The sequence below is a fragment of the Providencia sp. wls1922 genome, from assembly GCF_009706505.1.
Classification (GTDB): domain Bacteria; phylum Pseudomonadota; class Gammaproteobacteria; order Enterobacterales; family Enterobacteriaceae; genus Providencia; species Providencia lanzhouensis.
Genome location: NZ_WLUG01000117.1, coordinates 49,939 through 73,768, shown reverse-complemented (window position 1 = coordinate 73,768; position 23,830 = coordinate 49,939). Strand labels below are relative to the sequence as shown.

Annotated in this window: 29 protein-coding genes; 26 read left to right on the top strand and 3 right to left on the bottom strand. The window is 44.0% G+C overall.

What is annotated here, in order from left to right; all coding sequences use genetic code 11:
• Positions 1-278: 278 nt before the first annotated feature.
• Positions 279-1,304: a phage portal protein gene (locus GKR71_RS18950; protein WP_154634708.1), complete on the bottom strand. Its 1,026-nt coding sequence runs from the start codon at positions 1,302-1,304 to the stop codon at positions 279-281.
• A complete protein-coding gene (locus GKR71_RS18945; protein WP_154634707.1) occupies positions 1,304-3,061 on the bottom strand; it encodes a terminase ATPase subunit family protein in 1,758 nt (585 codons plus the stop codon). The genes GKR71_RS18950 and GKR71_RS18945 overlap by 1 nt, the downstream gene beginning before the upstream one ends.
• Positions 3,062-3,231: 170 nt before the next feature.
• Here GKR71_RS18945 and GKR71_RS18940 point away from each other — a divergent pair, with 170 nt between their 5' ends.
• The 25 genes from GKR71_RS18940 to GKR71_RS18820 all read left to right on the top strand — a co-directional run bounded on the left by GKR71_RS18940 (position 3,232) and on the right by GKR71_RS18820 (position 21,789).
• The gene (locus tag GKR71_RS18940; protein ID WP_154634706.1) at positions 3,232-4,056 is read left to right on the top strand and encodes a GPO family capsid scaffolding protein; all 825 of its coding nucleotides are present in this window, start codon (positions 3,232-3,234) and stop codon (positions 4,054-4,056) included.
• Between the two features lie 26 nt (positions 4,057-4,082).
• Positions 4,083-5,159: a phage major capsid protein, P2 family gene (locus tag GKR71_RS18935; RefSeq protein ID WP_154634705.1), complete on the top strand. Its 1,077-nt coding sequence runs from the start codon at positions 4,083-4,085 to the stop codon at positions 5,157-5,159.
• Positions 5,159-5,851: a phage terminase small subunit gene (gene gpM, locus GKR71_RS18930; RefSeq protein WP_154634704.1), complete on the top strand. Its 693-nt coding sequence runs from the start codon at positions 5,159-5,161 to the stop codon at positions 5,849-5,851. The genes GKR71_RS18935 and gpM overlap by 1 nt, the downstream gene beginning before the upstream one ends.
• A gap of 66 nt (positions 5,852-5,917) precedes the next feature.
• Entirely contained in the window at positions 5,918-6,382 is a 465-nt protein-coding gene (locus tag GKR71_RS18925; protein ID WP_154634703.1) for a head completion/stabilization protein, read from the top strand.
• The gene (locus tag GKR71_RS18920) at positions 6,379-6,582 is read left to right on the top strand and encodes a tail protein X (RefSeq protein ID WP_154634702.1); all 204 of its coding nucleotides are present in this window, start codon (positions 6,379-6,381) and stop codon (positions 6,580-6,582) included. The genes GKR71_RS18925 and GKR71_RS18920 overlap by 4 nt, the downstream gene beginning before the upstream one ends.
• 24 nt (positions 6,583-6,606) lie before the next feature.
• Positions 6,607-6,921 (top strand): phage holin, lambda family, encoded by a 315-nt coding sequence (locus GKR71_RS18915; RefSeq protein WP_224057719.1) that lies wholly within the window; start codon positions 6,607-6,609, stop codon positions 6,919-6,921.
• On the top strand, positions 6,922-7,356 hold the full coding sequence (locus tag GKR71_RS18910) for a structural protein (protein ID WP_154634701.1): 435 nt from the start codon (positions 6,922-6,924) through the stop codon (positions 7,354-7,356).
• Positions 7,353-7,898 carry a DUF2570 domain-containing protein gene (locus GKR71_RS18905; protein ID WP_154634700.1) on the top strand — a complete coding sequence of 182 codons (546 nt, stop codon included), beginning with the start codon at positions 7,353-7,355 and terminating at the stop codon, positions 7,896-7,898. Before GKR71_RS18910 ends, GKR71_RS18905 begins: the two co-directional genes overlap by 4 nt.
• On the top strand, positions 7,876-8,307 hold the full coding sequence (locus GKR71_RS18900) for a phage tail protein (RefSeq protein ID WP_154634699.1): 432 nt from the start codon (positions 7,876-7,878) through the stop codon (positions 8,305-8,307). Before GKR71_RS18905 ends, GKR71_RS18900 begins: the two co-directional genes overlap by 23 nt.
• Complete coding sequence (locus GKR71_RS18895) at positions 8,261-8,914, top strand: phage virion morphogenesis protein (protein ID WP_230085115.1); 654 nt, start codon at positions 8,261-8,263, stop codon at positions 8,912-8,914. Before GKR71_RS18900 ends, GKR71_RS18895 begins: the two co-directional genes overlap by 47 nt.
• Before the next feature lie 69 nt (positions 8,915-8,983).
• Positions 8,984-9,622 (top strand): phage baseplate assembly protein V, encoded by a 639-nt coding sequence (locus tag GKR71_RS18890; RefSeq protein WP_154634697.1) that lies wholly within the window; start codon positions 8,984-8,986, stop codon positions 9,620-9,622.
• Complete coding sequence (locus GKR71_RS18885) at positions 9,619-9,960, top strand: GPW/gp25 family protein (protein ID WP_154634696.1); 342 nt, start codon at positions 9,619-9,621, stop codon at positions 9,958-9,960. Before GKR71_RS18890 ends, GKR71_RS18885 begins: the two co-directional genes overlap by 4 nt.
• Before the next feature lie 2 nt (positions 9,961-9,962).
• Positions 9,963-10,871 (top strand): baseplate assembly protein, encoded by a 909-nt coding sequence (locus tag GKR71_RS18880; RefSeq protein ID WP_154634695.1) that lies wholly within the window; start codon positions 9,963-9,965, stop codon positions 10,869-10,871.
• On the top strand, positions 10,864-11,475 hold the full coding sequence (locus GKR71_RS18875; protein WP_154634694.1) for a phage tail protein I: 612 nt from the start codon (positions 10,864-10,866) through the stop codon (positions 11,473-11,475). Before GKR71_RS18880 ends, GKR71_RS18875 begins: the two co-directional genes overlap by 8 nt.
• Positions 11,472-12,893, top strand: coding sequence for a phage tail protein (locus GKR71_RS18870; RefSeq protein WP_154634693.1), 1,422 nt, complete (start codon positions 11,472-11,474; stop codon positions 12,891-12,893). The genes GKR71_RS18875 and GKR71_RS18870 overlap by 4 nt, the downstream gene beginning before the upstream one ends.
• On the top strand, positions 12,880-13,383 hold the full coding sequence (locus GKR71_RS18865) for a tail fiber assembly protein (protein ID WP_154634692.1): 504 nt from the start codon (positions 12,880-12,882) through the stop codon (positions 13,381-13,383). Before GKR71_RS18870 ends, GKR71_RS18865 begins: the two co-directional genes overlap by 14 nt.
• A gap of 116 nt (positions 13,384-13,499) precedes the next feature.
• Positions 13,500-14,672: a phage tail sheath protein gene (locus GKR71_RS18860; RefSeq protein WP_154634691.1), complete on the top strand. Its 1,173-nt coding sequence runs from the start codon at positions 13,500-13,502 to the stop codon at positions 14,670-14,672.
• Between the two features lie 2 nt (positions 14,673-14,674).
• Complete coding sequence (locus GKR71_RS18855) at positions 14,675-15,190, top strand: phage major tail tube protein (protein ID WP_154634690.1); 516 nt, start codon at positions 14,675-14,677, stop codon at positions 15,188-15,190.
• Between the two features lie 11 nt (positions 15,191-15,201).
• Positions 15,202-15,510: a phage tail assembly protein gene (locus tag GKR71_RS18850; RefSeq protein WP_154634689.1), complete on the top strand. Its 309-nt coding sequence runs from the start codon at positions 15,202-15,204 to the stop codon at positions 15,508-15,510.
• 65 nt (positions 15,511-15,575) lie between these two features.
• Complete coding sequence (locus tag GKR71_RS20540; RefSeq protein ID WP_336297980.1) at positions 15,576-15,644, top strand: GpE family phage tail protein; 69 nt, start codon at positions 15,576-15,578, stop codon at positions 15,642-15,644.
• Positions 15,637-18,447, top strand: coding sequence for a phage tail tape measure protein (locus GKR71_RS18840; protein ID WP_154634687.1), 2,811 nt, complete (start codon positions 15,637-15,639; stop codon positions 18,445-18,447). Before GKR71_RS20540 ends, GKR71_RS18840 begins: the two co-directional genes overlap by 8 nt.
• A 1-nt stretch (position 18,448) precedes the next feature.
• On the top strand, positions 18,449-18,916 hold the full coding sequence (locus GKR71_RS18835) for a phage tail protein (protein ID WP_195848988.1): 468 nt from the start codon (positions 18,449-18,451) through the stop codon (positions 18,914-18,916).
• Positions 18,913-20,034, top strand: coding sequence for a phage late control D family protein (locus GKR71_RS18830; protein WP_442959419.1), 1,122 nt, complete (start codon positions 18,913-18,915; stop codon positions 20,032-20,034). The genes GKR71_RS18835 and GKR71_RS18830 overlap by 4 nt, the downstream gene beginning before the upstream one ends.
• An 84-nt stretch (positions 20,035-20,118) precedes the next feature.
• Complete coding sequence (locus GKR71_RS18825) at positions 20,119-20,310, top strand: ogr/Delta-like zinc finger family protein (protein WP_154634686.1); 192 nt, start codon at positions 20,119-20,121, stop codon at positions 20,308-20,310.
• Positions 20,311-20,331: 21 nt separating this feature from the next.
• Entirely contained in the window at positions 20,332-21,789 is a 1,458-nt protein-coding gene (locus GKR71_RS18820; protein ID WP_154634685.1) for a hypothetical protein, read from the top strand.
• Positions 21,790-22,135: 346 nt separating this feature from the next.
• Here the strand turns inward: GKR71_RS18820 and GKR71_RS18815 are convergent, their stop codons facing one another.
• On the bottom strand, positions 22,136-22,357 hold the full coding sequence (locus tag GKR71_RS18815; RefSeq protein WP_036954881.1) for a DUF2594 family protein: 222 nt from the start codon (positions 22,355-22,357) through the stop codon (positions 22,136-22,138).
• 238 nt (positions 22,358-22,595) lie between these two features.
• Between GKR71_RS18815 and GKR71_RS18810 the strand changes: the two genes are divergently transcribed.
• Positions 22,596-23,795, top strand: a complete 1,200-nt coding sequence (locus tag GKR71_RS18810; RefSeq protein ID WP_154634684.1) for a sugar transporter — start codon at positions 22,596-22,598, stop codon at positions 23,793-23,795.
• Positions 23,796-23,830 lie beyond the last annotated feature (35 nt).

Here is a 23,830-nt window from a genome sequence, read left to right as displayed (position 1 = left end):
TTTACTGTTAATTATCACATCGCAAATTCTCCGAGCCATAGCGGCGTTAAATTCAAGTTTCTATAACTAGATGGCAATTATTTTAGGTCGCCTCAGAATGGATTACAGAGCGGATAGGCATCGATTTAGTGGGGGTGAAATTAGTCTGATTCGTCTTGGTGTGGTGGTTTTGATATAATAATATGGGGTCTTATTATTATTTAAACCATCGGGATCACCTGCCTAATGGCGAAAAAATACCGCCATTGAGGCGGTACCATGTTTAATATTGAGATAATTTATTCGTTATCATCATCCAGCCGGTACGGATCAAACTGAATAACTTCTTCACCACACCAATCATTTAACTGTTTCATCTTGGCTTGCAGTGGAATGAGTTCATTGCGAACAAATACCTTAGCCGCTTTCTCAACATCACCAAAGCCACCGGTATTCTGTGGAATGATCCCCATCATTTGTGGTGGTACCCGATGTGCGGCGAGCATATCATCACGGCTGACATTCTTAATATTCAGAAATTCATCTTTCGCGGCAACTTCACTCAGAGGCATAACTTGAATGCCGTCTTTCTTTCCGTTCGGGGCATACAGGAATAAGTTACGGAAATTGCCGGGTCCGCGACTGCTTCTTACTGCGTTACGAATATTTTCAATGTCGGTCGGAGACTGAGACGAATCGCTGATATACATGATGTAACCAGCATGACTCCCGTTGAGATAATACCGGCGACGAAATAGCGTAGCGGATTCATTTAACAAAGTTGAAGGCAGGGCGGCTAGATATTCCGGTAAGCCGTATAGCTCTTGGTTTATATCTGGTTCAATTAAGTGAAATACACTACCTTGCTGGAAAGGGTAAGGCTCACTTTCATAACCATATTTAGCAAACCAATATTGATTCTCTTCAATACCGCGGCGGGTATATTTGGCAGGAATATGTTTAAATCGTAACAAGCCACCTAATAGATTTTTTCGTTCTTCCAGATAGGCATTGCCAAACATTAAGAAGTCGAGCGCAAAGCTATCAAAGGCTTGTCGATTAAGTAATGTATGTGGCTTAAAGGTGCTGGTAAGAATATTGCGCTTAACAAAAATCGCGCTGCTATGATGTGGCGCCGCACGGAACGCTTTCGATAGTCCATTGAAATTCATTGGTGGCTCATACCAATGCTCCATTCTGACACATTCCAGATAATCATAAATTTCACGACTATCGAGAACGGAAACCGGTTCACCAAACGTGAACGCTTCAACGGCACCGGTGTTTTGAGTTTTATTGCGATTGTTGCGGTTTTTACGGCTCATTAGTATAGCTCCACGATATTATGGTGTTGGGTGCTGTCACCGGTGATCGGTTCATTGAATAAGGCATGCATTGCTGCCCATGCTAAGTCAGCATGGCTGGCATCTTCACTGCGACTGGCTTCATAGGTTGGACGGTTGCCACTGGCGGTGGTTGACCGTCGAATTGCCATAAAAGACTGAATAATGTCGGTATCACCGGCATCGAACTCTAAGCGGCCGCTGTTGATCACATCCCATGCTTTAAGCACTAAGGCGTTTTTCATGGCGGGGTTATAGACAAACTCACGGGCTTGCGGGAAAAACTCTAAAACGGATTGATAAACACCGTGCCCAATACCGGTGGAGTCAATGCCGATGTATTCCACGTTATAGCGTTCAGTCAGTTGTTTAATGGCTTCGGCTTGGGCGCGGAAGTCCATGCCGCGCCATTGATGGCGCTCTAATATACGAAAGGCGCCACCCATCATGGATGGTGGGGCAATGACGACGCAGCCAGCACTATCGCCATTCTCGGTACCCTTGGCGGGGTCGTACCCAATCCAAACTGAGCGATAGCCATAAGGGCGATACATTTCGGGCTGAAAGTCTTCCCAAACTTCCCAACTATCAACCATGCATCGTTGCATCAGTTCCAGTGAGAAAATAGACGCGATATCATCGACAAACTCACACATCAGTAAGTTTTGATATTCATCGGGGCTATATTCCAGCCTCAATTGGTTGATATCAAATAAGTCACATCCCCCCTTGATAGCGTCCTCAACAGTGACGATTTGACGCCATTGCCCATCCTCACATAACCTGCCAGTGGCGAGAGCTGCATGACTAACATCTATATCGATACGATCAGCTTTAGCGCGTCCTCGGTTGAATAATTTTCCAGACCAGAATGGATAAGCGCTGTGCGTCAGGCTTGATGGAGTAGAGAAATAGGTTTGACGCCATTTTTTGTGGAGTGCCATGCCGCTGGCAACTTTCCGCAATTCTTGAAATTTGGGTATCCAAAAGAATTCATCAAGGTATAAATTGCCGTGATAACTCTGGGCCGTTTTTGCGTTGGTACCGAGAAAATAGAGGGTTGCCCCGTTTGATAAAACAATGGGGTCACCTTTCAAGTCCACATCAACTTCACGCGCCATCTCAATGATGTAGCCTTTAAAAACGTGGGCTTGTGCCTTACTTGCTGATAGAAAGATTTGATTTCGTCCGGTAGTCAGCGCATCAATGAAGGCTTCTCGTGCAAAAAAATACGTTGCTCCGATTTGTCGGGATTTTAGAATGTCACGAATTCGATATTGATTGCCGGCGCCATACCAAACCTTTTGATAGCCGAACATGTTTTCACGAAAGATTTCTTCTAATCGCTCAATTTGTTCTTCGCTAAATACATTTTTATCCGGTGCTCGACGTTCACCGGCGTTGCGGTTTGCTAGTTTCGGATTGAGGTCAACTTCATTACCGCCGTTCTGGTATTTGTGGATTTTGGCGTGCCGCTCAACTTGGCGATAAAGTAGGTCGATTTCTTTGAAGTCTTTTCCCTCTTTATTGTCTTTCTCAAGGAGAGTGCAAAGCCGCATTTCAAGCGTCATTTCGACACGTTCAATCGGCGTGATCTCATCCCACTGATCGCGCCGTTTCCAGCTATGAATCGTGGATGCCTTTTCTTTTAAAATTTCGGCAATACGCGCAATACGGTGCCCACTGAAATAAAGGTGCATCGCGCGTTTGCGGGGTTCAAAATCATGTAATGTATTCATGCAGCCAGATTACTGAGCGCAATCCTCGTGCGCTCTGGCGTTGTGTTGTACCTGCCTTTCCTACAACAGCGATCCGTTGTCTCCTCGATGTAAACACTGAAACCTATAAGCCAACTTATTTTTGAAAAATATTCTGACAATCCCGTTTTGTTACTGATGGAGTCATTTGCATGACGAAAAAAACGAAGCCAGTGCGAATTTGTGTTGAGGGTGCCACGACTGATGGGCGCACGGTGCAGCGTTCTTGGCTAACTGATATCGAAAAAAACTACGATCCCAGTGTGTATGGTGCTCGCATTAACTCTGAACACTTGAAGTATGAATGGATGCCGCGTTTTGGTGATGTGGAGTCTGTTTATACTGAAGAAATTAAAGAGGGCGCACTGAAAGGCAAGCTGGGCTTGTATGCCACGTTACTGCCAACTGACGACTTGATCGAAATGAATAAAAAGCGTCAGAAAGTGTATACCTCAGTGGAAATTAACCCGAAATTTGCGGACACCGGCGAAGCCTACCTTGTTGGTTTGGCGGTAACCGATAACCCTGCCAGCCTTGGCACTGAAATGTTGCAATTTAGCGCAAACAACAGTGTTAACCCGCTATCTGGTCGTAAGCAATCTCAAGAGAACGTGTTCACGCTTGCGGAAGAAACTCTGTTTGAATTCGATGAAGAAAAACCGGAAACCCCGTCATTATTTTCTCGCGTAACCGAAATGTTGCGAGGCAAAAGCAAGAAAGACGACGCCCGATTTTCTGATGTCGATAAAAGCGTTGAGCTGTGCGCTCAAACGATTGATGCCGTGCGTTTAGAACTGGATGAAGCTAAAACAAAACTAAGCGCCTACGAAAGCGAAAGCCATGCAATCAGTGAGCTGCGTAATGAGCTGGATGAGCTAAAAGCCACGCTCAAACAAACGGATGGAAGCAATGTCAATCGACCACAGTCGTTGGGTGATAACGGCGCGACTGCCCCTGAATTCCTGACGGATTGCTAATTAGCCCTACAAATTTGAGAGCAAACATGAAAAAACATACCCGATTTCAATTTAATGCCTTTTTAACTCAGTTAGCGTCGCTGTTTGGTGTTGAAGTAGAGGCATTATCCAGCAAAGTTGAAGTAAATCCGTCTATTGCCCAAACGCTAGAAGATAACATTCAGCAAAGCGCGGCATTTTTAACCATGGTAAACGTGGTTCCTGTTGATGAGCAATCAGGCTCTGTCATTGGTCTGGGTGTAGGTTCAACCGTAGCAGGTACAACGGACACCACGAAAAAAGACCGTCAGCCAACAGATCCAAGCGAACTGAATGAAGTGACCTATAAATGTGAGCAAACCAACTTTGATACGGCTATTAAGTATAAAAAATTGGATTTATGGGCGAAGTTTAAAGATTTCCAGTTACGTATTCGTAACGCAATTATTCGCCGTCAGGCGCTTGACCGCATCATGATCGGATTTAACGGTATCAGCAGAGAGAAAGACTCTGATCGCGAAAAAAATAAATTACTGCAAGACGTCAATATCGGCTGGCTGCAAAAAGTGCGAAATGACGCGCCAGAACATGTGGTCAGTGATGTCAAAGATGCCGACGGGAACGTGATTTCTGCGACAATTCGCGTCGGGGTGGATGGTGATTTCCATAACCTTGATGCCTTGGTGATGAGCGCTGTTGACGATCTGATTGATGAAGAATATCAAGATGATACTGATATCGTGGTGATTTGCGGTCGTAAATTACTCAGCGATAAGTATTTCCCGCTAGTCAATAAAGAGCAGGAAAACAGCGAAAAACTCGCGGCAGATATGATCATCAGCCAGAAACGCATTGGCGGCTTGCAAGCCGTTCGCGCACCGTATTTCCCTGATAACGCACTTTTGATCACCCGTCTCGATAACTTGTCAATTTACTGGCAGAACGAAACTCGCCGCCGCCATATCTTGGACAATCCAAAGCGTGACCAAATCGAAAACTACGAATCGGTCAATGAAGCCTACGTAGTTGAAGATTATCGCGGTGTTGCGCTGATTGAAAATATCGAAATGGTGAATGCGACAGCAAAAGCCCCAGAAGCTGATAAGGGCGAGGGCGACGAGTAATGAGCAGCAGCATTTTCCGTCGGCACGTTATCCGTATGGGCGCAGAAAAGGACGCGCAGCAGCGCGATCCGATTATGCAAACGGGGACGGCTTACACACAAATGACACTGATGATGAATGCTGACCGTCGCCGGTTACAGCGCATTCAATCTTTTGAGCGTAAAGCAAGTGTTAAACGGGAAGTGCTGCCTAATTATGCGCCTTGGGTTGCTGGTATTTTGGCAAGCGGTAAAGGTCAGCAAGATGATGTCACGATGCGAGTGATGTTGTGGCGTATCGATGCCGGTGATTATCACGGGGCATTAGATATTGCCGACTACGCTTTGCGTTATAACCTCAATATGCCTGACAAGCACACCCGTACAACGGGCTGCGCTGTCGCGGAAGAGATTGCCGAACAGGCTGAAAAGCAGTACGCCGCCAAAACACCGATCCCACTGGATGTCCTCACGCGAACCATGGCGCTAACCATTGATGAAGATATGCCAGACCAAGTCCGTGCAAATCTTTATAAGTGGTTGGGTTATGCCCAGCGAGACAATAATCAACCTCAACCCGCGACCTGCTCATGGTTGAGGGCCATTGAATTAAATGACCGTGTTGGTGTGAAGCAAGACTTGCGTCAGCTTGAGAAATACTTAGAAAAGCAGCAAGAGAACAACACGGAACAACTGAACGAGCCACCGCGCTAGGGCGGCACAAAGGAATAATGTGATTTAACTCCTTTTGTCCACCGCCCACCTATTTAGAGGCATTGTATGGATTTTACTTCCTCACAATCACAAAACATCACTGATGAAGTTTTTCACAGTGGCGATTTCTTTCCTGATATCCATGCACTGGATTATCAAAAATTCATGCTGACAGATGGAAAGCTGACGCCAGAACGCCTCAAACATGCCATCACTAATGCCATCATTGAAATCAATCGGGAATTATCCGCTTGGCGACAAAGCCAGATTGAAAAGGGCTATGCGTCAATGGATCAAATTCCGGCTGAATTTGTGAATGCAGAGAGTGAATTGGTATTGCTCTATCGTCGTGCGGTTTACAGCCAAACGAAAGCCAATTTGACTGAACGTTACCGCGATGTAGATACCACTAACAGTGGTGAGAAAAAAGCTGAGGGTTTAGGTACCACGATAGATGAATTATGGCGGGATGTGCAGTGGGCAATTCAGCGCATCAAGGGTGAATCACACAATATTGTTGAATTGATATGAAAGTGATGGCGTTGCAAGGCGAAACATTGGATGCCCTGTGTTTTCGGGTACTAGGTCAGACAGCCGGTGTGGTTGAAAAAACGTTAGAACTTAACCCAAACCTTGCTGATGTGGGACCAATATTAACGCACGGGATGATAGTTGAATTACCCGATATTACCGAGCAGCCCAAAAAAGCCATGATCCAACTTTGGGATTAACAACACCCTCAATAGGGGGATGGTATGAAAACGATGAAAGAACACTTTGCAGAAATTTTCGAGACAGTTAAAAACGCATTACCGCAATTGTCAGGTGTAGCATTGGCAATTTTTATTCGTTATGCCTGCCTAATTTATGACGGTGACACGCGAAAAAATAAATGGGCTGAATGCCTGTTATGCGGAGCGTTGTCATGGGCAATTATTGGTGGCGCTGAGTTTCTTGGTATTCCGAATGGCGCATCCGGCATGATTGGCGGTGCGATTGGTTTTTTAGGTGTGGAAAAAATTCGTGAGATTGCACACCGAATGATTAATAAGCGATTGGGAGATAAATAAATGTCACGCGGAATTCGAAATAATAACCCTGGTAATATAGATTACAATCCACGAAATAAATGGCAAGGAGAATTGCCGTTTGATCCTAACATTGAGCCGCGGCATTGTCGATTTATGAAACCAGAGTACGGAATCAGAGCGCTTTTAAAGCTGCTACGAACGTATTCAACGTATCAAGGAAAGCAGGGGGTTGGTTGCGGGAAAATTGATACCGTAGAAGAAATTATAGAACGTTGGGCGCCAGCAAAAGACCGTAATAATACAGAGGGATATATTAATCGTGTCTGTAAAGAAACGGGTTTTAATCGTCGTGACTGTCTTGATGTCTATGATAAGAATACGGCATTCAAAATGGCTAAGGCAATCGTGCAGGTTGAGAATGGTCAACAGCCATACGATGACGCCATGTTTGAGAAAGCGTACAGCTTATTATGAGTAAAACGCCGCTTATATTAGCTGTTGTCAGCATAGTGATTATTGGCTGTCTCACTTTGGCTTTAGATAAAAGTGATGCTTTACGTAAGCGGCTGGAAGCGGACAACGAGCAGAAAACGCATACCATTGCGCTGCAAAATAAAATGATTGTTGATAAATCATTTCAATTTCAGCGCCTTAATCAAATAGCATCAAGTGCATCTTCAAACGGATTACGTCAACGAGCTGCATCAGAGGAAAGAAAAATTGAATATAAAGCGATTATTCAAAAAGACCCCACCTGTGATCTGCCTGTGCCTCGCGGTATTGCTGACCGGCTGCTCAACAACACGTATCGATTACGTGGAATCGCAATGCGTACCGATACCCAAAACGCTGACCCAGCCGATCCCGCCATCACTACCGGAAAGGCGCTAACCTATTGTGATTTACCCGTATGGGTGGATGCGTTACTGACTGATATCGAACAGGCGAATACTCAATTAATGGCGATAGAGCAGGCGGAGGATGCGCGTCAGAATGAAAAAACTCAGCAGCATTAAAGACCGGCTTTGCCAAAAAATCCCTTACCTGAAAGATAACCCCGAAAAGTTATATTTGTTTGTCGATGATGGCAGCATTATTGCCACCTATGAACCCTCGCTATCTTACGAGTACAACTACAGCTTGAATATTATTATTGAGGCATTCCCTGATGACCAAAATATTATTTTTGCAGTAGTACTGGAATGGCTCAAAGAACATCAGCCAGATATTCTCGCGAATCCTGATAAACGGGCTACGGGCATTCGTTTTGAAGCAGATATTCTCAATAGCCAAAGTGCCAATATCAGCATTGATTTAAAACTGACAGAGCGTGTGATTGTTGCGATGAAAGAGGGCAAGTATCACGTTGAAGCTGTCAATGAGCCAGTCGATCCAATCCATGGTTGGGATTCATTGTATGGATGATGCACTGACTGAGTTAAACAGTGAAATTGCGGGGCTTTTGGCAAGAGCTTCCACAACAGAGAGAAAAAAACTCTCTCGGGTTTTGGTGCGTGATTTACGTAAGCGACAAATCAAACGTATTCGAGAGCAGAAAAACCCTGATGGTAGCCCATTCACTCAGCGAAAAGCCCAGTTTATTACCGTTCAGCGCGAGATGCGTTTTATCTGGCGAGGTCAACAGCGTAATCTTAAAAACTGGCGCCAAGGCAGGCAAACCATTACCGGATTTGACGTGGACAAAGGGGCGCAGCGTTCATTTAGAAAAGGGGATATTCAGCGATTTATCTCGATAAAAAAAGACCGAGTTAAAATCAAAGGGAAAAGTAAGCAAGCGCGGATGTTTAAAAAGTTAGCAACGGCACGCTATATGCGAACATTTGCAAGCGACAATGAAGCTGCTATTTTCTTTGCTCCCTCTGCGGCTGCGATTGCCGCTATTCATCAATACGGTTTGAAAGAAAAGCTGCGTAACCTTGATATTCAATATCCTGTGCGTCAATTGTTGGGTTTTACTGTTGATGACATTCGCCACATTGAAAACCTGATCATTAATCATTTTGCCTCATGATGTTGTAATTCACGGCATTACAACACCGATACCATGCATTCCCGTCATTTTGTCTGGCAGGCTATTACCATGAATGCAAATGCCAATAACGCGGATCTGCTCCGCATCATCCGAAACATGATCCGCACCGGTGTCATTATTGATGTCGATATTCGTCGTGGGTGTCGGGTACAAACTGGGAATTTACAAACTGATTGGTTGCCGTGGGTGACTCAACGTGCGGGGAGTGCTCGCCAAATATGGGCGCCCTCAGTGGGTGAGCAAGTGGTGATCTTGTCGATAGGTGGCGAGTTGACTACGGGCATTGTATTGGTAGGGCTTTTTTCTGATGAATACAGTGAGCCGACCGATTCATTGACTGCCAATCATGTGATTTACCCCGATGGCGCCGTCATTGAATATGAACCTGCAACCGGCGCGCTAAAAGCCTCAGGGATTAAGATGGCAACGATTGAGGCTAGCGAACAAATCAATGCGAAAACCCAAGTAGTCATTGTGAATGCGAGTAAGCAAATAAAGCTCACCACGCCAACGGTGATTTGTTCGAATAACTTAACGTGCGCCACATTAAATGTGACGGAGGGCGGTGAAATGAAAGGCAACTTTACTCACACCGGCGGCGCGATTAAATCCAATGGTATTACATTGCATAAGCACCAGCATGGCGGTGTGCGTTCAGGTGGTGAGACAACGGGAGATCCACAATGAGATTTCTCGGTTTAAGTGCTGCCACCGGTCAAAGCGTTACCGACATTGACCATGTTCGCCAATTTGTTCGCGATATTTTAGTCACTCCAATTGGGAGCCGCATTGCTCGGCGTTCCTATGGCTCATTGTTGTTTAGGTTGATAGACCAACCCGACAATAAAGCCTTAAGGCTGCGGTTGATGGCGGCATGTTACACGGCGTTGTTGATGTGGGAGCCTCGAATCGAGATTCAGCAATTAACTATTTCTACACCGATGCCAGCCAGCATTGTGATTGAGTTGAGCGGTGTTTTTTCGGGAACTGAACAAGCGTTTAGTTTCTCTGTTCCTGTGAGGTGATCATGGCGACCATTGATTTAAGCTTACTCCCGCCACCGGATGTGGTTGAAAGTTTGGCGTTTGAATTGATTTTTACGGAGCGTAAAAACGCCCTGATTGATGCGATGCCCAGTGAATTACGCCCTGCAATAGCCAGAACGTTGGCGCTTGAATCCGAGCCATTAACCAAGTTATTGCAAGAGAATTGTTATCGTGAGCTTTTATTACGCCAGCGTATTAATGAAGCCGCGCGAGCGAGCATGGTCGCTTTTGCTGTGGGAGCAGATTTAGATCAGCTTGCGGCGAATAATAATGTTAAGCGGCTGATGTTATCTGAGGGGGATGCTAATGAGATACCGCCGATTCCGCCGGTGTATGAATCTGATGCTGATTTAAGATTACGTATTCCCAGTGCGTTTGAGGGGTTGAGTGTCGCGGGTCCAGTTGGTAGTTATGAACATCATGCGCGCAGTGCGGATGGTCGCGTTGCTGATGCCTCGGTGATCAGTCCATCCCCCGCCTGCGTGACAGTAACGGTTTTATCGCGAGAGGGGAACGGCACTGCACCGGTTGATTTAATTGACAAAGTAGAGCTGGCTTTAAACGATGAAGATGTGCGCCCTGTCGCTGATCGTGTGACGGTGCAATCTGCCACAATTATTAACTATGAAATCGAAGCAGTGATTTACTGTTACCCCTCCCCTGAATACGAACCTATTACTGCGGCAGCAGAAGAACAGCTAGCGCGTTACACAACCCAACAGCACCGGTTAGGGCGCGATATTGTGCTGAGTGCGATTTATGCGGCATTGCATGTTCAGGGTGTGCAGCGTGTTGAGCTGAAAAAGCCCATCGCTGATATCAAGTTAGATAAAACCCAAGCCAGTTTTTGCACGGGTATTAATGTGTCATTGGGTGGTTCTGATGAGTGATCGATTACTCCCGACTGGCTCATCCGCATTAGAACTCGCCGCCGCCAATGCGTTGGCTCAAATAGAGCGGGTGCCTATTCCTATTCGTGAATTATGGAACCCTGATAAATGTCCAGTGTATTTACTGCCGTATCTGGCATGGGCATTCAGTGTTGACCGGTGGGATAAAAACTGGACAGAAAAAGCTAAACGCGACGCCATCAAAGCAGCAATGTTTATTCATAAACACAAGGGCACAATCGGGGCGCTGCGCCGAGTTGTTGAACCTTTGGGCTATTTAATCCGCGTGATTGAATGGTGGAAAACCAACGAAACCGCCGGCACGTTTCGCCTAGATATCGGAGTGCTGGAAACTGGCATTACTGAGGAAATGTATCGAGAACTAGAGGTGCTTATTTTCGATGCAAAGCCAGCCAGCCGGCATCTTGTCGGGCTAACTATTCAACTTGAAACTAAAGGCAATATTTTTTGTGCTGCGACGAGTTATGGCGGGGATGAGCTGACGGTTTATCCATATACACCAGACGTAATCAGCGTCGGTGGTGCTATTTCCACGGGGGCGGCAGTCCATGTTATTGATGAAATGAGGGTTACTCTACAATGAAATATTTTGCATTACTCACTACCTATGGTGAGAAAGTGCTTGCAGAGGCGACAGCTCTCGGCACAAAAATCGAATTAACACATATGTCTGTTGGGGATGGTGGCGGCTCATTGCCGGCACCGGACACCAAGCAAACGAAACTCATTAATGAACGTCGAAAGGCAGCGATTAATACCCTGTTTATTGATCCATTGAACCCGAATCAAATCATTGCAGAACAGGTCATTCCTGAGAATGAGGGTGGTTGGTGGATACGTGAAATTGGACTGTTTGATAAGTCAGGGGCATTAGTTGCTATTGCCAACTGCCCAGAAACCTATAAGCCGCTTTTAGTCGAGGGGTCGGGGCGAACTCAAACAATTCGTGTGGTTCTCATTGTCAGCCATACCGAATCTGTCACGCTTAAAATTGATCCGACAGTGGTATTAGCAACCCGTAAGTACGTTGATGATGCTATTGAAGTTTTAGACAAGCGTATTGGTTCGTTAACAGCCAGTGATGTTGGCGCGGTACCAGTAACTCGTAAAGTGAATGGTAAGCCATTAAGCACAGATATCACGTTAAATTCAGGTGATGTAGGTTCGTACACAAAAGTAGAAACGGACACCAAAGTTGCTGATGCGAAGAAAGCCGGTACAGATGCACAGGCAACAGCCAATGCTGCCAATACCGCTGCAACGAATGCCAATAATAATGCTAATGGTCGAGTGCCTAGTACGCGAAAGGTGAATAACAAGCCGTTAAGTACAGATATATCATTGACCGCTGGGGATGTCGGTGCATACACCAAGACAGAAACGGACACCAAAGTTGCTGATGCGAAAAAAGCTGGTACAGATGCACAGGCAACAGCTAATGCTGCCAATACCGCTGCAACGAATGCCAATAACAATGCGAATGGTCGAGTGCCTAGTACGCGAAAGGTGAATAACAAGCCGTTAAGTGCAGATATCTCACTGGCAGCGGGTGATGTTGGCGCTTACACCAAGGCAGAAACGGACACCAAAGTTGCTGATGCGAAAAAAGCCGGTACAGATGCACAGGCAACAGCCAATTCTGCCAATACTGCGGCAACTAATGCTAATAATAATGCAAATGGTCGAGTACCTAGTACGCGAAAAGTGAATAATAAGCCGCTAAGTGCAGATATCTCACTGACAGCGGGTGATGTGGGTACTTATACCAAATCAGAGATTGATAACAAAATATTGGCATCAGTTAATAATAAAGTATTTAGGGTCTCGGCACCTACAGAAGTAGGAATGGGAATTAGCGGTTGGTCCTCATTTTCAACAGATCAATTTATTGTTGGAATGAGAAATAAAAACGGTGGACCGGGAGACGTATGGTGTGATCGATTAAAAATCGCGAGTCTACAAATTATGGTTAATGGAGTGTGGGTAAATGTCACTAACTAAAAAGTTTGAGCGGTATATTCCTAATGAAGATCATTACCCTAACGTTGTTTATTTGCAGAATATTGATGGAGATTGGTATAAACAACAGGATAGTTTTAGTCATGAAACACTTAAAATTCTTTATGATGATGATGGGATTATCGTTTCAATGCATCATGATGTTTCAATGCTTTATCCGGAGGGAGCTTACATTCTAGAAGTTGAATCTAAAACTGAGATTGATACTAATATGCACAGAGTAAAGAATGGTGAGGTATATGTGTATCAAACATCAAATGAAACTAAGCTATTACAGAATGAAATGCAGAAAAAAACTCTCTTAGCAGAAGCCAGCAATATCATTGAACCGCTTCAAGATGCAGTTGACTTAGATATCGCAACTGATGAAGAAACTAAAAAATTAAAAGCATGGAAGGCATACCGCGTTCAACTCAATCGAATTGATACTTCCCTTTTGCCAGACGTTAAGTTTCCTAAAAGACCAGAATAACAATACACAGGGGCTATTGCCCCTTTGTTGTACAGCTCTGCGATACAACACCCATCACACGACAACACGAAATATCAATAACACCATAGAAGCTACCACAAAAAGGAGCTTCTTTTATGGCACAAGATTACCATCATGGCGTACGTACTGTTGAAGTCAACGACGGAACACGCCCTATTCGAACTATTAGCACCGCGATTGTCGGCATGGTGTGTACCGCTGATGATGCTGATGCAACCGTATTTCCACTTAATAAGCCTGTGCTTATTACTAATATTAAAAGTGCATTAGGCAAAGCCGGTAAAACCGGAACGCTTTCCCATGCGTTAGAAGCTATTGGCGACCAAACGTCTCCGATTACTGTCGTTGTGCGAGTGGAACAAGGTGAATCCGAAGCGGAGACAACCTCCAATATTATTGGTGGCACTACCGATACAGGACAAAAAACAGGTTTACAGGCATTGCTTACTGCCAAAAACCATACCGGCGTAAAGCCTCGTATTCTCGGTGTGCCGGGTCATGATACGCAGGCAGTTGCGACCAAATTAGCGGCAGTTGCCCAAGAGCTGCGCGCCTTTGCTTATGTTAGTGCCTACAGCTGTAAAACGGTGTCAGAGGTATTGGACTACCGCAAAAACTTTAATCAGCGCGAATTAATGATCATCCACCCTGATTTTTTATCATGGGACAAAGTTGCCAACGGTGAATCTATCGCCTTTGCCACGGCGCGAGCATTAGGGCTGCGTGCAAAAATCGATCAGGAAACTGGCTGGCATAAGACGCTATCTAACGTAGGTGTTAACGGTGTAACAGGTATTTCAGCCGATATTTCGTGGGATTTGCAAAACCCTGCCACTGATGCCGGCTTACTCAACGAAAATGATATTACCACGCTGATTCGTGAGGATGGTTTTCGCTTTTGGGGTTCTCGCACTTGCTCCGATGATCCGCTATTTGCATTCGAGAACTACACGCGAACTGCACAAATCATTGCTGACACGATGGCAGAAGCGCACATGTGGGCAGTTGATAAACCAATGACACCAACGCTGGTGAAATTCATCATTTCAGGCATTAACGCGAAAATGCGTTCATTAACTCGCAATGGTTATCTCCTTGGTGGTGAGTGCTGGTTTGATCCTGATGCAAATGATAAGGACGAGTTAAAGGACGGTAAGTTAGCGATTGATTATGACTACACACCGGTACCACCTGCGGAAAACATCACATTACGTCAGCGTATCACTGATAGATATTTGATGGACTTCTCATCAAAGATTAAGGGGTAATCATGGCTTTACCACGTAAATTAAAAAGTATGAATCTCTTCAATGAGGGGCAAAACTGGGTCGGCATTGTCGAAGAAATGACATTACCGAAAATCACCCGAAAGTTAGAAACCTATCGCGGCGGTGGAATGAATGGCGCCGTTAATATCCGCATGGGGTTAGATGATGGCGCCCTTGATAGCGAAATTACGTTAGGCGGGATGGAAGCGCAAATCTATAAACAGTGGGGTATCACTGAAATTGATGGCGTGACGTTACGTTTTGCCGGTGCTTATCAACGAGAAGATACCGGTGAGGTGACAGCCTGTGAGGTCGAATTACGCGGCTTCCTTTCTGAGATTGATGCAGGAACGGCAAAACAGGGTGATAACACTCAAGTTAAATTCAGCTTTAAATCAACGTATTACAAATTGATCTGGGGTGGTGAGTCGATTATCGAAATTGACATCATCAACATGGTTGAAATCGTGGACGGTGTTGATCGTCTTGCTGAACAACGTGCGGCTATTGGGCTGTAATGGAAAATAAAATGACTGATGAAATGAAGAAAAATCAAGCCACTGTAAAACTGGATGAACCCATTAAACGCGGTGAAGCAGAACTTACCGAAGTCGTCGTGCGTAAGCCGAACACCGGTGCATTACGTGGTGTGCGTTTGCAAGCGCTGATGGATATGGATGTATTGTCTATGTCAGAAGTGTTGCCGCGTATCACTTCCCCCTCGCTGACTAAGCCTGAAATCATGGCAATGAACCCCGCTGATCTGGTGCTGCTTTCGATTGAGGTGGTTAATTTTTTGCTACCGAACTCGATGCGCACGGACTACCAGAACGATTAACCGTTGATGATTTGGTCGCAGATATTGCGACCATTTTTCATTGGCAACCGTCGGCAACCGCCGAAATGAGTCTCATCGAATTATTAGAATGGCGTTATCGCGCTTACAAACGAAGCGGACACGGTGATGAGTAAAAACCTACGTTTACAAGTCGTGCTAAATGCTGTCGATAAATTGACAAAGCCATTTCGTAGCGCGCAAGAGTCTAACAAAAAACTGGCGGGAGCTATCCGCCAGTCTCGTGATGCATTAAAAACCCTCAATCAACAGGCTGGACAGATTGAGGGGTTTCGCAAAGTAAAACAACAACTCAATGAAACTCAGCAGGCTTACCAAGCTGCCACGCAACGTGCGTCAGCGTTAGCCCGTGAACTGAGCGCAACAGAAAACCCCACCAGAAAGCAAGCCGATGCGTTAAGAAAAGCGCAACGAGAAGCCTCACAATTAAAAAATAAATATGGCGAGTTACAGCAATCTGTCCAACGGCAGCGCAGCGAGCTGCAAGCGAGTGGCATATCAACAAACCAACTCGGGCAGGCGCAGCGGCGATTAAACAGCGATATAGCTCGGACAACTCAGCAATTACAACGGCAAGAACAGCAATTAAAGCGCAGTGCTGAGCAAGAGCGGCGCATGGCGAGTGCTAGAAATAGCTATCAATCTGCAATGGATACGCGAAATAAAATTGCGGGATCGGGGGCGGCAATGACCGCCACCGGTATAGGTATGGGATATGCTGCTAAAAAAGTGCTGGCACCCGGCTATGACTTTGAAATCGGCATGTCAAAAGTGCAGGCATTAACACGCTTAGATAAAGATTCGGCTGATTATAAGATGCTTAGAACCCAAGCGCGTGACTTGGGTGCGACCACGGCATTTACTGCCAATGAAGTGGCACAAGGGCAAGCATTCTATGCCATGGCAGGGTTTAAACCAGAGCAAATTAAAAATGCCATGAAAGGTACGCTGTCAATGTCGTTAGCCGGTGATATTGATTTGGCGACGACAGCAGATATCGGCTCTAACATTTTAACCGGATTTAAACTTGATTCCGGTGAAATGAACCGCGTGAGCGACACGTTAGTCGCCACGTTTACACGCTCTAACGTCAACTTAAACATGCTCGGCGATACCATGAAATACGTTGCACCGGTGGCGTCAGGGTTAGGGGTTGATTTAGAAACGGCAGCCGTTGCAGCCGGTAAGTTAGGTGATGCAGGTATTCAAGGCTCAATGGCGGGTACCAGTTTGCGATCTATTCTGGGCCGTTTAGCTGAGCCGCCAAAACAAGCCGCCGAAGCACTCACAAAGCTGGGTATCAAAACCCGCGATGTAAAAGGAAATTTACGCGAGTTTCCCGCCATTCTTGAGGAATTGGATAAAAAAACCAAGAAAATGGGTACCGCTCAACGCGCGGGGCTGTTCAAACATATTGCGGGAGAGGAGGCGTTCTCAGCACTATCTGTCCTTGCTGATCAAGCGGGTTCAGGGCAACTGCAATCCATGATTGCAGAAATCAAAGCTGCAAAAGGTGAAGCCGAAAAAGTAGCCAAAACAATGACAGATCAGCTTGATGGTGACATGAAAAACTTAACGTCCGCGTATGAAGATGTCGGTATTCAGGTGTTTGGTGGTGCTGATAGTCCACTAAGGAGCATTGCGCAGCAAGTGACGGGGTTGATTAGCCAATTTGGTGAATGGGCAAAGAAAAACCCTGAAATAGTAAAGCAAATCACTTTGATCACGTTAGGGCTAGGCGCAGTGCTCGCCGTGGGCGGTGGTATTTCGCTAATGATTGCGGCAATGATTGGGCCTCTCGCTATGGCGAAGTTTAGTTTGTCGGTATTGGGGATTAAGGGCAGCGGATTCTTATCATTGTTGATTAAGCCGATTAAGTTGGTCAGTGCAGCATTTATGATGTTGGGAAAAGCGTTATTAGCAAACCCTATCATCTTAATCATTACGGCGATTGCGCTCGCAGCATACCTTATTTACAAATATTGGGATGATATTGTTCCATTCTTTAAAAAGCTATGGGCATCTGTTTCACAACTATTTTCGGCAGCATGGGATTGGATACAGTCATTTATCATGAAATGGACTATAGATCCCATCATTAAAGTATGGAACGGGATTGTGAGCTATAGCCAGTCTTTATGGGAAAGCGTGACCAAAGTGTTTAGCGCATTTTGGGAGGGTTTAAAATCGTATATTCTCAATTGGACAATCGTTGGGCTTATTTATCAGCACTGGAATAGCATTGTTACGACAACGGTTAACATGTGGGCGCTGATTAAAAAGACCATTTCAGATAAATGGAATGAAATTATTAATGATGTCACTAATCTACCGGCATATTTCCAGCAAATCGGTGGGCAGATTATTGATAGCCTTAAAAATGGTATTTTAGAAAAGTGGGAGTCACTGAAAGCCCAATTTGCTGAAATTAAAAAAATGGCAACTGATCTCTTACCGGATTGGATGCTGTCGGATGAAACTAAAAATTTACGCGCGATGAATCAAATCACCGTCTTACAGGCGGGGATGAAAAGTGCAGGTATGTTCGACAGTGGCGGCGTTATTCCACGAGGGCAGTTTGGGGTTGTCGGTGAGCGGGGAGCGGAAATTGTCGAGGGCCCTGCTCGCGTGACCAGCCGACGAAATACGGCAGCCATGGCAATGGCAGCAGCAATGACATTAAGATCATTAGCCGAGCCGGTGAGCGCAAAGCCTATCCACCCGTATGCGGTTAATGCAGGGGCTAAATCGACGGCACCATCCAGTCAGCCAATTCCAGCACCAATTATTAATATTTATCCGCAACCGAACCAATCCGCGCAGGATATTGGGCAGGAAGTTGCACGACAAATTGAAGCGTATTATCGGAAGCAAAAAGCGGCACAGCGTAGCCAATACCGTGATAGCGAGGGTTATTAATATGGCAATGGCAGCGTTAGGGTTGTTCGTCTTTGAGTTGAGAACAACCCCATTTCAAGGAATGCAGCGAGAGCACCAATTCAGATTTGGTTATCACAATCGTATCGGTAAGCGACCAAGCTATCAGTTTTTGGGGCCATCGAATGATCCGATTACTTTGTCAGGTACGTTATACCCTGAATTAACTGGCGGGAAGTTTTCGCTGTTAGCCTTACAGATTATGGCTGAGACGGGCAAGGCATGGTCGTTTATTGGTGGTGATGGCACTATTTACGGGATGTATGTCATTGAAAGCTTAAGCGAGAACAAAAGCGATTTTTTTGAAGATAGCGCAGCCAGAAAAATTGAGTTTACGCTAACAATAAAGCGGGTTGATGAGTCACTCTCTGAGATGTTCGGTAATCTTAATGAGCAATTAAATTCTGTCATGGATGCGGTCAGTAATGGTATTGGGGGAATGTTAGGGTGAGTGATTTTTTTCTGACTGGCTTTGAGTCGGTACCACAATATATCATTACCGCCGGAACGGTGAATATCAACGAGCGACTACAAGGGCGATTAATCTCGCTGAATCTAACTGATAATCGCGGATTTGAAGCCGACCAACTTGATATCGAAATCGATGATGCCGACGGAAAAATGATGCTACCTAAGCGGGGTGAGGAATTATCAATTCATCTAGGTTGGAAAAATGAGCCGTTAATTTTTAAAGGGAAATTCACGGTTGATGAAATTGAATACAGCGGAGCACCGGATAAAATTGCTATTCGTGGCCGCAGTGCGGATTTTAGATCGACGCTCAATGTTAAGCGTGAAATGTCATATCACGATAAAACATTGGGCGACATTATCAAAACAATCGCTGCGCGTAACAATGTGGGGCCAGTTATTGAGAGTCAGTTAGCGAAAATCAAGCTTAAACACATTGACCAAACCAACGAGTCAGACGGCTCTTTTTTAGCAAGGTTAGGGCAGCAAGAGGGGGCTATCGCTGCCATTAAAAATGGTCAGTTATTATTTATGCCGCAGGGGAGTGGAAAAACGGCAAGCGGAAAGCCTATACCGCCTTTGCTGTTAACGCGAGAGATTGGGGATAGTTACCGGTTTACACTCGCTGATCGAGGGGCATATACCGGCGTAGTCGCAAGTTGGCTAAATACACGGAAGCCAAAACAAAAAGATGAAGTCAAAGTAAAGCGTAAGCGAAAAACTAAAAAGAAAGAGTCGGCAAAAAAGGATGAGCCGGCTAAAACTAAAGCGGATGAGCCACAAGGTGATTATCTTGTCGGCGAAGAGGGGAACACGTTAACGCTTTCGCATACATACGCGAACAAGAGTAACGCGGAACGGGCCGCAAAGGCAGCATGGGAAAAGATGCAGCGTGGAGTTGCTTCATTTTCAATACAGCTTGCAAAAGGGAGGGCTGATGTCTACCCCGAAATGCCAGTTAAGGTGCAGGGATTTAAGCCTGAAATTGATGGCGCAGAGTGGATATTAACGCGAGTTTCTCACTCATTAAATGACAGTGGGTACACATCATCACTTGAGCTTGAAGTCAAAGTATCAAGTCTTGAAATGAGTGAATGAAAAATAAAGAAAAAGTAATGACTACTGTATAAAGTGTCAGTACAATATATGTAATATCAACATCATGAAAAAGGTAACCGAATCATGATGAAATGTCCTCTTTGCGGCGAGCTTGCCCGTATTCGTACTTCACGTTATATCACTAACGAAACCAAAGAAAACCACAATCAGTGCCAGAATGTTAATTGCAGTGCAACATTCATCAGCCATGAATCCGTTTCACGATTTATTGTTAAGCCTACGAAAGTGGATTCAGTCTTGTTACATACTAGATAGGTCATACAAGGAATAAGTAATATGGTAGATTCAAACGAAAATAAAGAAGATATGAAACGGAAGTATAGACCGTTTATTAATTTATGGGAGTGGTGCTCTCCAGAATTCAAAGAGCTTATAAAAAAACTAATGGTGTTAATTAGGCATGGAGTTGATGATAATTCAAAAAATATAAAAATAGAGCCTATAGAAGATTTTAAACGTTTACTAAGTGGATGGAAACAAGCTCAACAGATAATTGCTGATGAGTTGATAGTTAAGCTTGCCCGTATTCAAGAGCTGGAAAAAGAAAAAAAATTAGCTCATTCAAGTAAAGACTATGAAACGAAAAATCAATGTATAAGGAATGTTAAAAATATTAAGTCAGAGATAATTATTCTACGTAAATGCATTGATTCAATAGTATGGATGTTACTAAATAATGAGCACTCGGCCATAAGACGGCTTCCAATAAATGGAAATCCAGATAATTTGTCAGCGTTTAATATAAATGATTCAATGGCGAGTGCAAATGAAATCAATGCTGACCCAATGGCGATTGCTATAATTACTGACATAACGACATTTGTACATACTGGTGATTTACTTGCATTGATTCCTAATAAAGGTATTGCTCTAATAGAGCTTAAGAGTGGGAAAAAAAACATTGAGTTTTCCAAGGCTGCTAAATTTGCAGTTATGAGTGAATGTAATCATTTTGAAGAGGAATATACTAAAGGGTTTGATAAGAAAGATCTTAAACACTACCAAAGAACCAAACGTCAGGTAGAAAGGGGGCGAAATGTCATCGAAGCTATCAGTACAGGCTCTGGATTTGACAACTTATTTCAGTCCCCAGTCAAAATATTAGATAAAAATTTTCAACCTGATTTTTACACAGATAAAATAATAGGACTCTGGAATAAGGTCTATAATGGAAAATCATGGGCTATTACCGACATTAATGAATGTCTATTTATTGGTGCATATAGTAATGCCAACATGGGATTTATAGGGTTTAATGGGTGGATGGATGGGTGTAAGATTTCCGGTAGAATTTTCAATATACTGGATAGCTTTTCTGATCCGCTATCTCGCCCGTTCTTTAGTCTCAATTTACCAGATAAATTACTCTTGGATATCATTGATGGTAATTTAATTGTAGTACTTTGTTTTGATCAAAAGCTATTTGTAGATAGAGCAAACAAAAAATATCCGAAACTTTATAAGATTTTGAATTTTCCTCCAGAAATAATTGATACAACAAATATGCTTTCCATTAATGGGAAAGGTATTGCTTCATGCGTAGAAAATGAAAGTAGTTTCATCGGTATTGGTTATGAGACTAGAATTATATTTGATCAACAATACCCTGATAATCTCATTGACTGGTCTTACAAAATGAGTGACTTAAAAAAAGAGTATGATAAAAAAAAGAGTACAGAAAAGAATAAAGCTCAAAGAAAATTAAAAAAAGCAAGGAAACGTAGCAGAACGTAATGATTAAGTTGGAATAATCAATATTTTTAATATTCTTCAAAGTATCAGATTGCCTCTTTGTGACAATAAAGTAATTTTAGCCCCTCATGAAGAGGGGCTAAAATTAAAGGTGGGTTACATCATGGATGATATGTGGATGTTGTCTTATAAATCCATTTATAAAACAGTAAATTAGAGGCAAAAAAAAGCCCCCTTCATAGGGATCTGAAGGGGGAGCTAAATGAATAAAGAATGGTTTAATTCGAGATCAAAGATAAAGGATCCTAGTGAACGAAACTTAGGTTTTTGTGCACTTTAGTTCGCTGTTTTGAGTTAGCGCTTAGAATCGCATTTATCGCTAAAGCTCTTATTGGCGATAACCTGTCTTGATTTGTTCTAAAATGTTTTTGTAAGTCTCAGCTTGCTTCTCATCTTCCATCGAAGCGACTTCGCGTTGCATTTTGATCAGAATTTTACCCGCATCAGCCTGACCGATAGCTTTAAGCATATGAGTAACAAGATTTTTTAAACAAGTTACTTCGTCTGCTAATGCGTTTACGTCTGGCTCAGTTGGAAAATGGGTTTTCATTTAGGAATTCCTGTAAGAATAAAAAGTAATTTGCAGATTGTAGCATAGAAGAAATGATTCTGTCGCTTTTCAAACTGACATGAAAATTAAAGGGATATAACTGTTTCTCTATGAAAAAATAGTGTGAACATGATAATTTTCAATCCTTTAAAGATGAATGGAGAATGTGATATTATTCACAAAAATGTACTAAAGGTTGTTCTTTACCTTAATTATCATCAACAGGATGTCGTAAACCATGTCCCAGGTTTCTCGAAGCACTGCATGGATCCGTGTATTGGCGCTTTCCGTTGCGGCTTTTGTCTTTAATACCACCGAATTTGTTCCCGTCGCATTACTGAGTGATATTGCTGAAAGTTTTGATATGACCGTTGCCCATACGGGGCTGATGATCACCATTTATGCGTGGGTTGTCGCGGTGATGTCTCTGCCATTAATGCTGATGACGGGGAAATTTGAGCGGCGAAAATTACTGGGAATTTTGTTTGTTGTCTTTATTCTCAGCCATATTCTATGTGGGATTGCGTGGAATTTTGAAGTGCTGATTATCGCACGTATTGGTATCGCATTATCTCACGCAGTTTTCTGGTCGATTACCGCATCATTGGCGATCCGCGTCGCGCCTGCGGGTAAAAAAGCGCAAGCATTGAGCTTGCTCGCAACGGGAACGGCACTGGCAACCGTGTTGGGATTACCGTTAGGGCGAGTGATTGGGCAATGGATGGGCTGGCGAGTAACATTTTTGTGTATCGGCGTACTTGCGTTATTAACCCTGATTGCGTTATTACGCTTTTTACCACGTTTACCGAGCGAACATTCCGGTTCATTAAAAAGCCTACCGGTTCTGTTTAAACGTCCCGCATTGATGGGTGTCTTTGTGTTAATCACCGTCGTCATTACGGCTCATTTTACTGCGTATAGCTATATTGAACCGTTTGTACGTGATATTGCCTTACAGAGCCAAAATTTTGCCACACTGTTATTATTAATTTTTGGTGGGGCTGGTATTTTTGGTAGCGTCTTGTTTAGCCGCTACAGTAGCCGCTTTACGCTCTCATTCTTACCTGTATCGATGACCTTACTGACGCTTTGTTTAGTGTTATTTATGCCACTAAGTGGCGATGTTTGGACGTTGATTGGTACCTGTATATTCTGGGGTATGGCGATCATGTGTATTAGCCTTGGGATCCAAGTAAAAGTATTGGATTTAGCGCCAGATGCGACCGATGTCGCGATGTCGATTTTCTCTGGGTTATTTAATATTGGAATTGGTGCTGGGGCATTATTAGGGAACCAAGTGATTACCCATATGGGAATGACCAATATTGGGTATGTGGGGGCAATTATCAGCCTTTTAGCACTTGCTTGGTGTGTGTTTATCTATACCCGCTATCGCTCAGCTTTTGCAGAAAAACAGTCAACTGCTGCTAATTATTAAGCTAGATTTATTCATTTGGCACTGTACTAATTAAA

Bases quoted from the DNA above. Each gene is read 5' to 3' on its own strand.
- GKR71_RS18950 (WP_154634708.1), bottom strand. From the start codon at position 1,304: ATGAGCCGTAAAAACCGCAACAATCGCAATAAAACTCAAAACACCGGT.
- GKR71_RS18945 (WP_154634707.1), bottom strand. From the start codon at position 3,061: ATGAATACATTACATGATTTTGAACCCCGCAAACGCGCGATGCACCTT.
- GKR71_RS18940 (WP_154634706.1), top strand. From the start codon at position 3,232: ATGACGAAAAAAACGAAGCCAGTGCGAATTTGTGTTGAGGGTGCCACG.
- GKR71_RS18935 (WP_154634705.1), top strand. From the start codon at position 4,083: ATGAAAAAACATACCCGATTTCAATTTAATGCCTTTTTAACTCAGTTA.
- gpM (WP_154634704.1), top strand. From the start codon at position 5,159: ATGAGCAGCAGCATTTTCCGTCGGCACGTTATCCGTATGGGCGCAGAA.
- GKR71_RS18925 (WP_154634703.1), top strand. From the start codon at position 5,918: ATGGATTTTACTTCCTCACAATCACAAAACATCACTGATGAAGTTTTT.
- GKR71_RS18920 (WP_154634702.1), top strand. From the start codon at position 6,379: ATGAAAGTGATGGCGTTGCAAGGCGAAACATTGGATGCCCTGTGTTTT.
- GKR71_RS18915 (WP_224057719.1), top strand. From the start codon at position 6,607: ATGAAAACGATGAAAGAACACTTTGCAGAAATTTTCGAGACAGTTAAA.
- GKR71_RS18910 (WP_154634701.1), top strand. From the start codon at position 6,922: ATGTCACGCGGAATTCGAAATAATAACCCTGGTAATATAGATTACAAT.
- GKR71_RS18905 (WP_154634700.1), top strand. From the start codon at position 7,353: ATGAGTAAAACGCCGCTTATATTAGCTGTTGTCAGCATAGTGATTATT.
- GKR71_RS18900 (WP_154634699.1), top strand. From the start codon at position 7,876: ATGAAAAAACTCAGCAGCATTAAAGACCGGCTTTGCCAAAAAATCCCT.
- GKR71_RS18895 (WP_230085115.1), top strand. From the start codon at position 8,261: ATGAGCCAGTCGATCCAATCCATGGTTGGGATTCATTGTATGGATGAT.
- GKR71_RS18890 (WP_154634697.1), top strand. From the start codon at position 8,984: ATGAATGCAAATGCCAATAACGCGGATCTGCTCCGCATCATCCGAAAC.
- GKR71_RS18885 (WP_154634696.1), top strand. From the start codon at position 9,619: ATGAGATTTCTCGGTTTAAGTGCTGCCACCGGTCAAAGCGTTACCGAC.
- GKR71_RS18880 (WP_154634695.1), top strand. From the start codon at position 9,963: ATGGCGACCATTGATTTAAGCTTACTCCCGCCACCGGATGTGGTTGAA.
- GKR71_RS18875 (WP_154634694.1), top strand. From the start codon at position 10,864: ATGAGTGATCGATTACTCCCGACTGGCTCATCCGCATTAGAACTCGCC.
- GKR71_RS18870 (WP_154634693.1), top strand. From the start codon at position 11,472: ATGAAATATTTTGCATTACTCACTACCTATGGTGAGAAAGTGCTTGCA.
- GKR71_RS18865 (WP_154634692.1), top strand. From the start codon at position 12,880: ATGTCACTAACTAAAAAGTTTGAGCGGTATATTCCTAATGAAGATCAT.
- GKR71_RS18860 (WP_154634691.1), top strand. From the start codon at position 13,500: ATGGCACAAGATTACCATCATGGCGTACGTACTGTTGAAGTCAACGAC.
- GKR71_RS18855 (WP_154634690.1), top strand. From the start codon at position 14,675: ATGGCTTTACCACGTAAATTAAAAAGTATGAATCTCTTCAATGAGGGG.
- GKR71_RS18850 (WP_154634689.1), top strand. From the start codon at position 15,202: ATGACTGATGAAATGAAGAAAAATCAAGCCACTGTAAAACTGGATGAA.
- GKR71_RS18840 (WP_154634687.1), top strand. From the start codon at position 15,637: ATGAGTAAAAACCTACGTTTACAAGTCGTGCTAAATGCTGTCGATAAA.
- GKR71_RS18835 (WP_195848988.1), top strand. From the start codon at position 18,449: ATGGCAATGGCAGCGTTAGGGTTGTTCGTCTTTGAGTTGAGAACAACC.
- GKR71_RS18825 (WP_154634686.1), top strand. From the start codon at position 20,119: ATGATGAAATGTCCTCTTTGCGGCGAGCTTGCCCGTATTCGTACTTCA.
- GKR71_RS18820 (WP_154634685.1), top strand. From the start codon at position 20,332: ATGGTAGATTCAAACGAAAATAAAGAAGATATGAAACGGAAGTATAGA.
- GKR71_RS18815 (WP_036954881.1), bottom strand. From the start codon at position 22,357: ATGAAAACCCATTTTCCAACTGAGCCAGACGTAAACGCATTAGCAGAC.
- GKR71_RS18810 (WP_154634684.1), top strand. From the start codon at position 22,596: ATGTCCCAGGTTTCTCGAAGCACTGCATGGATCCGTGTATTGGCGCTT.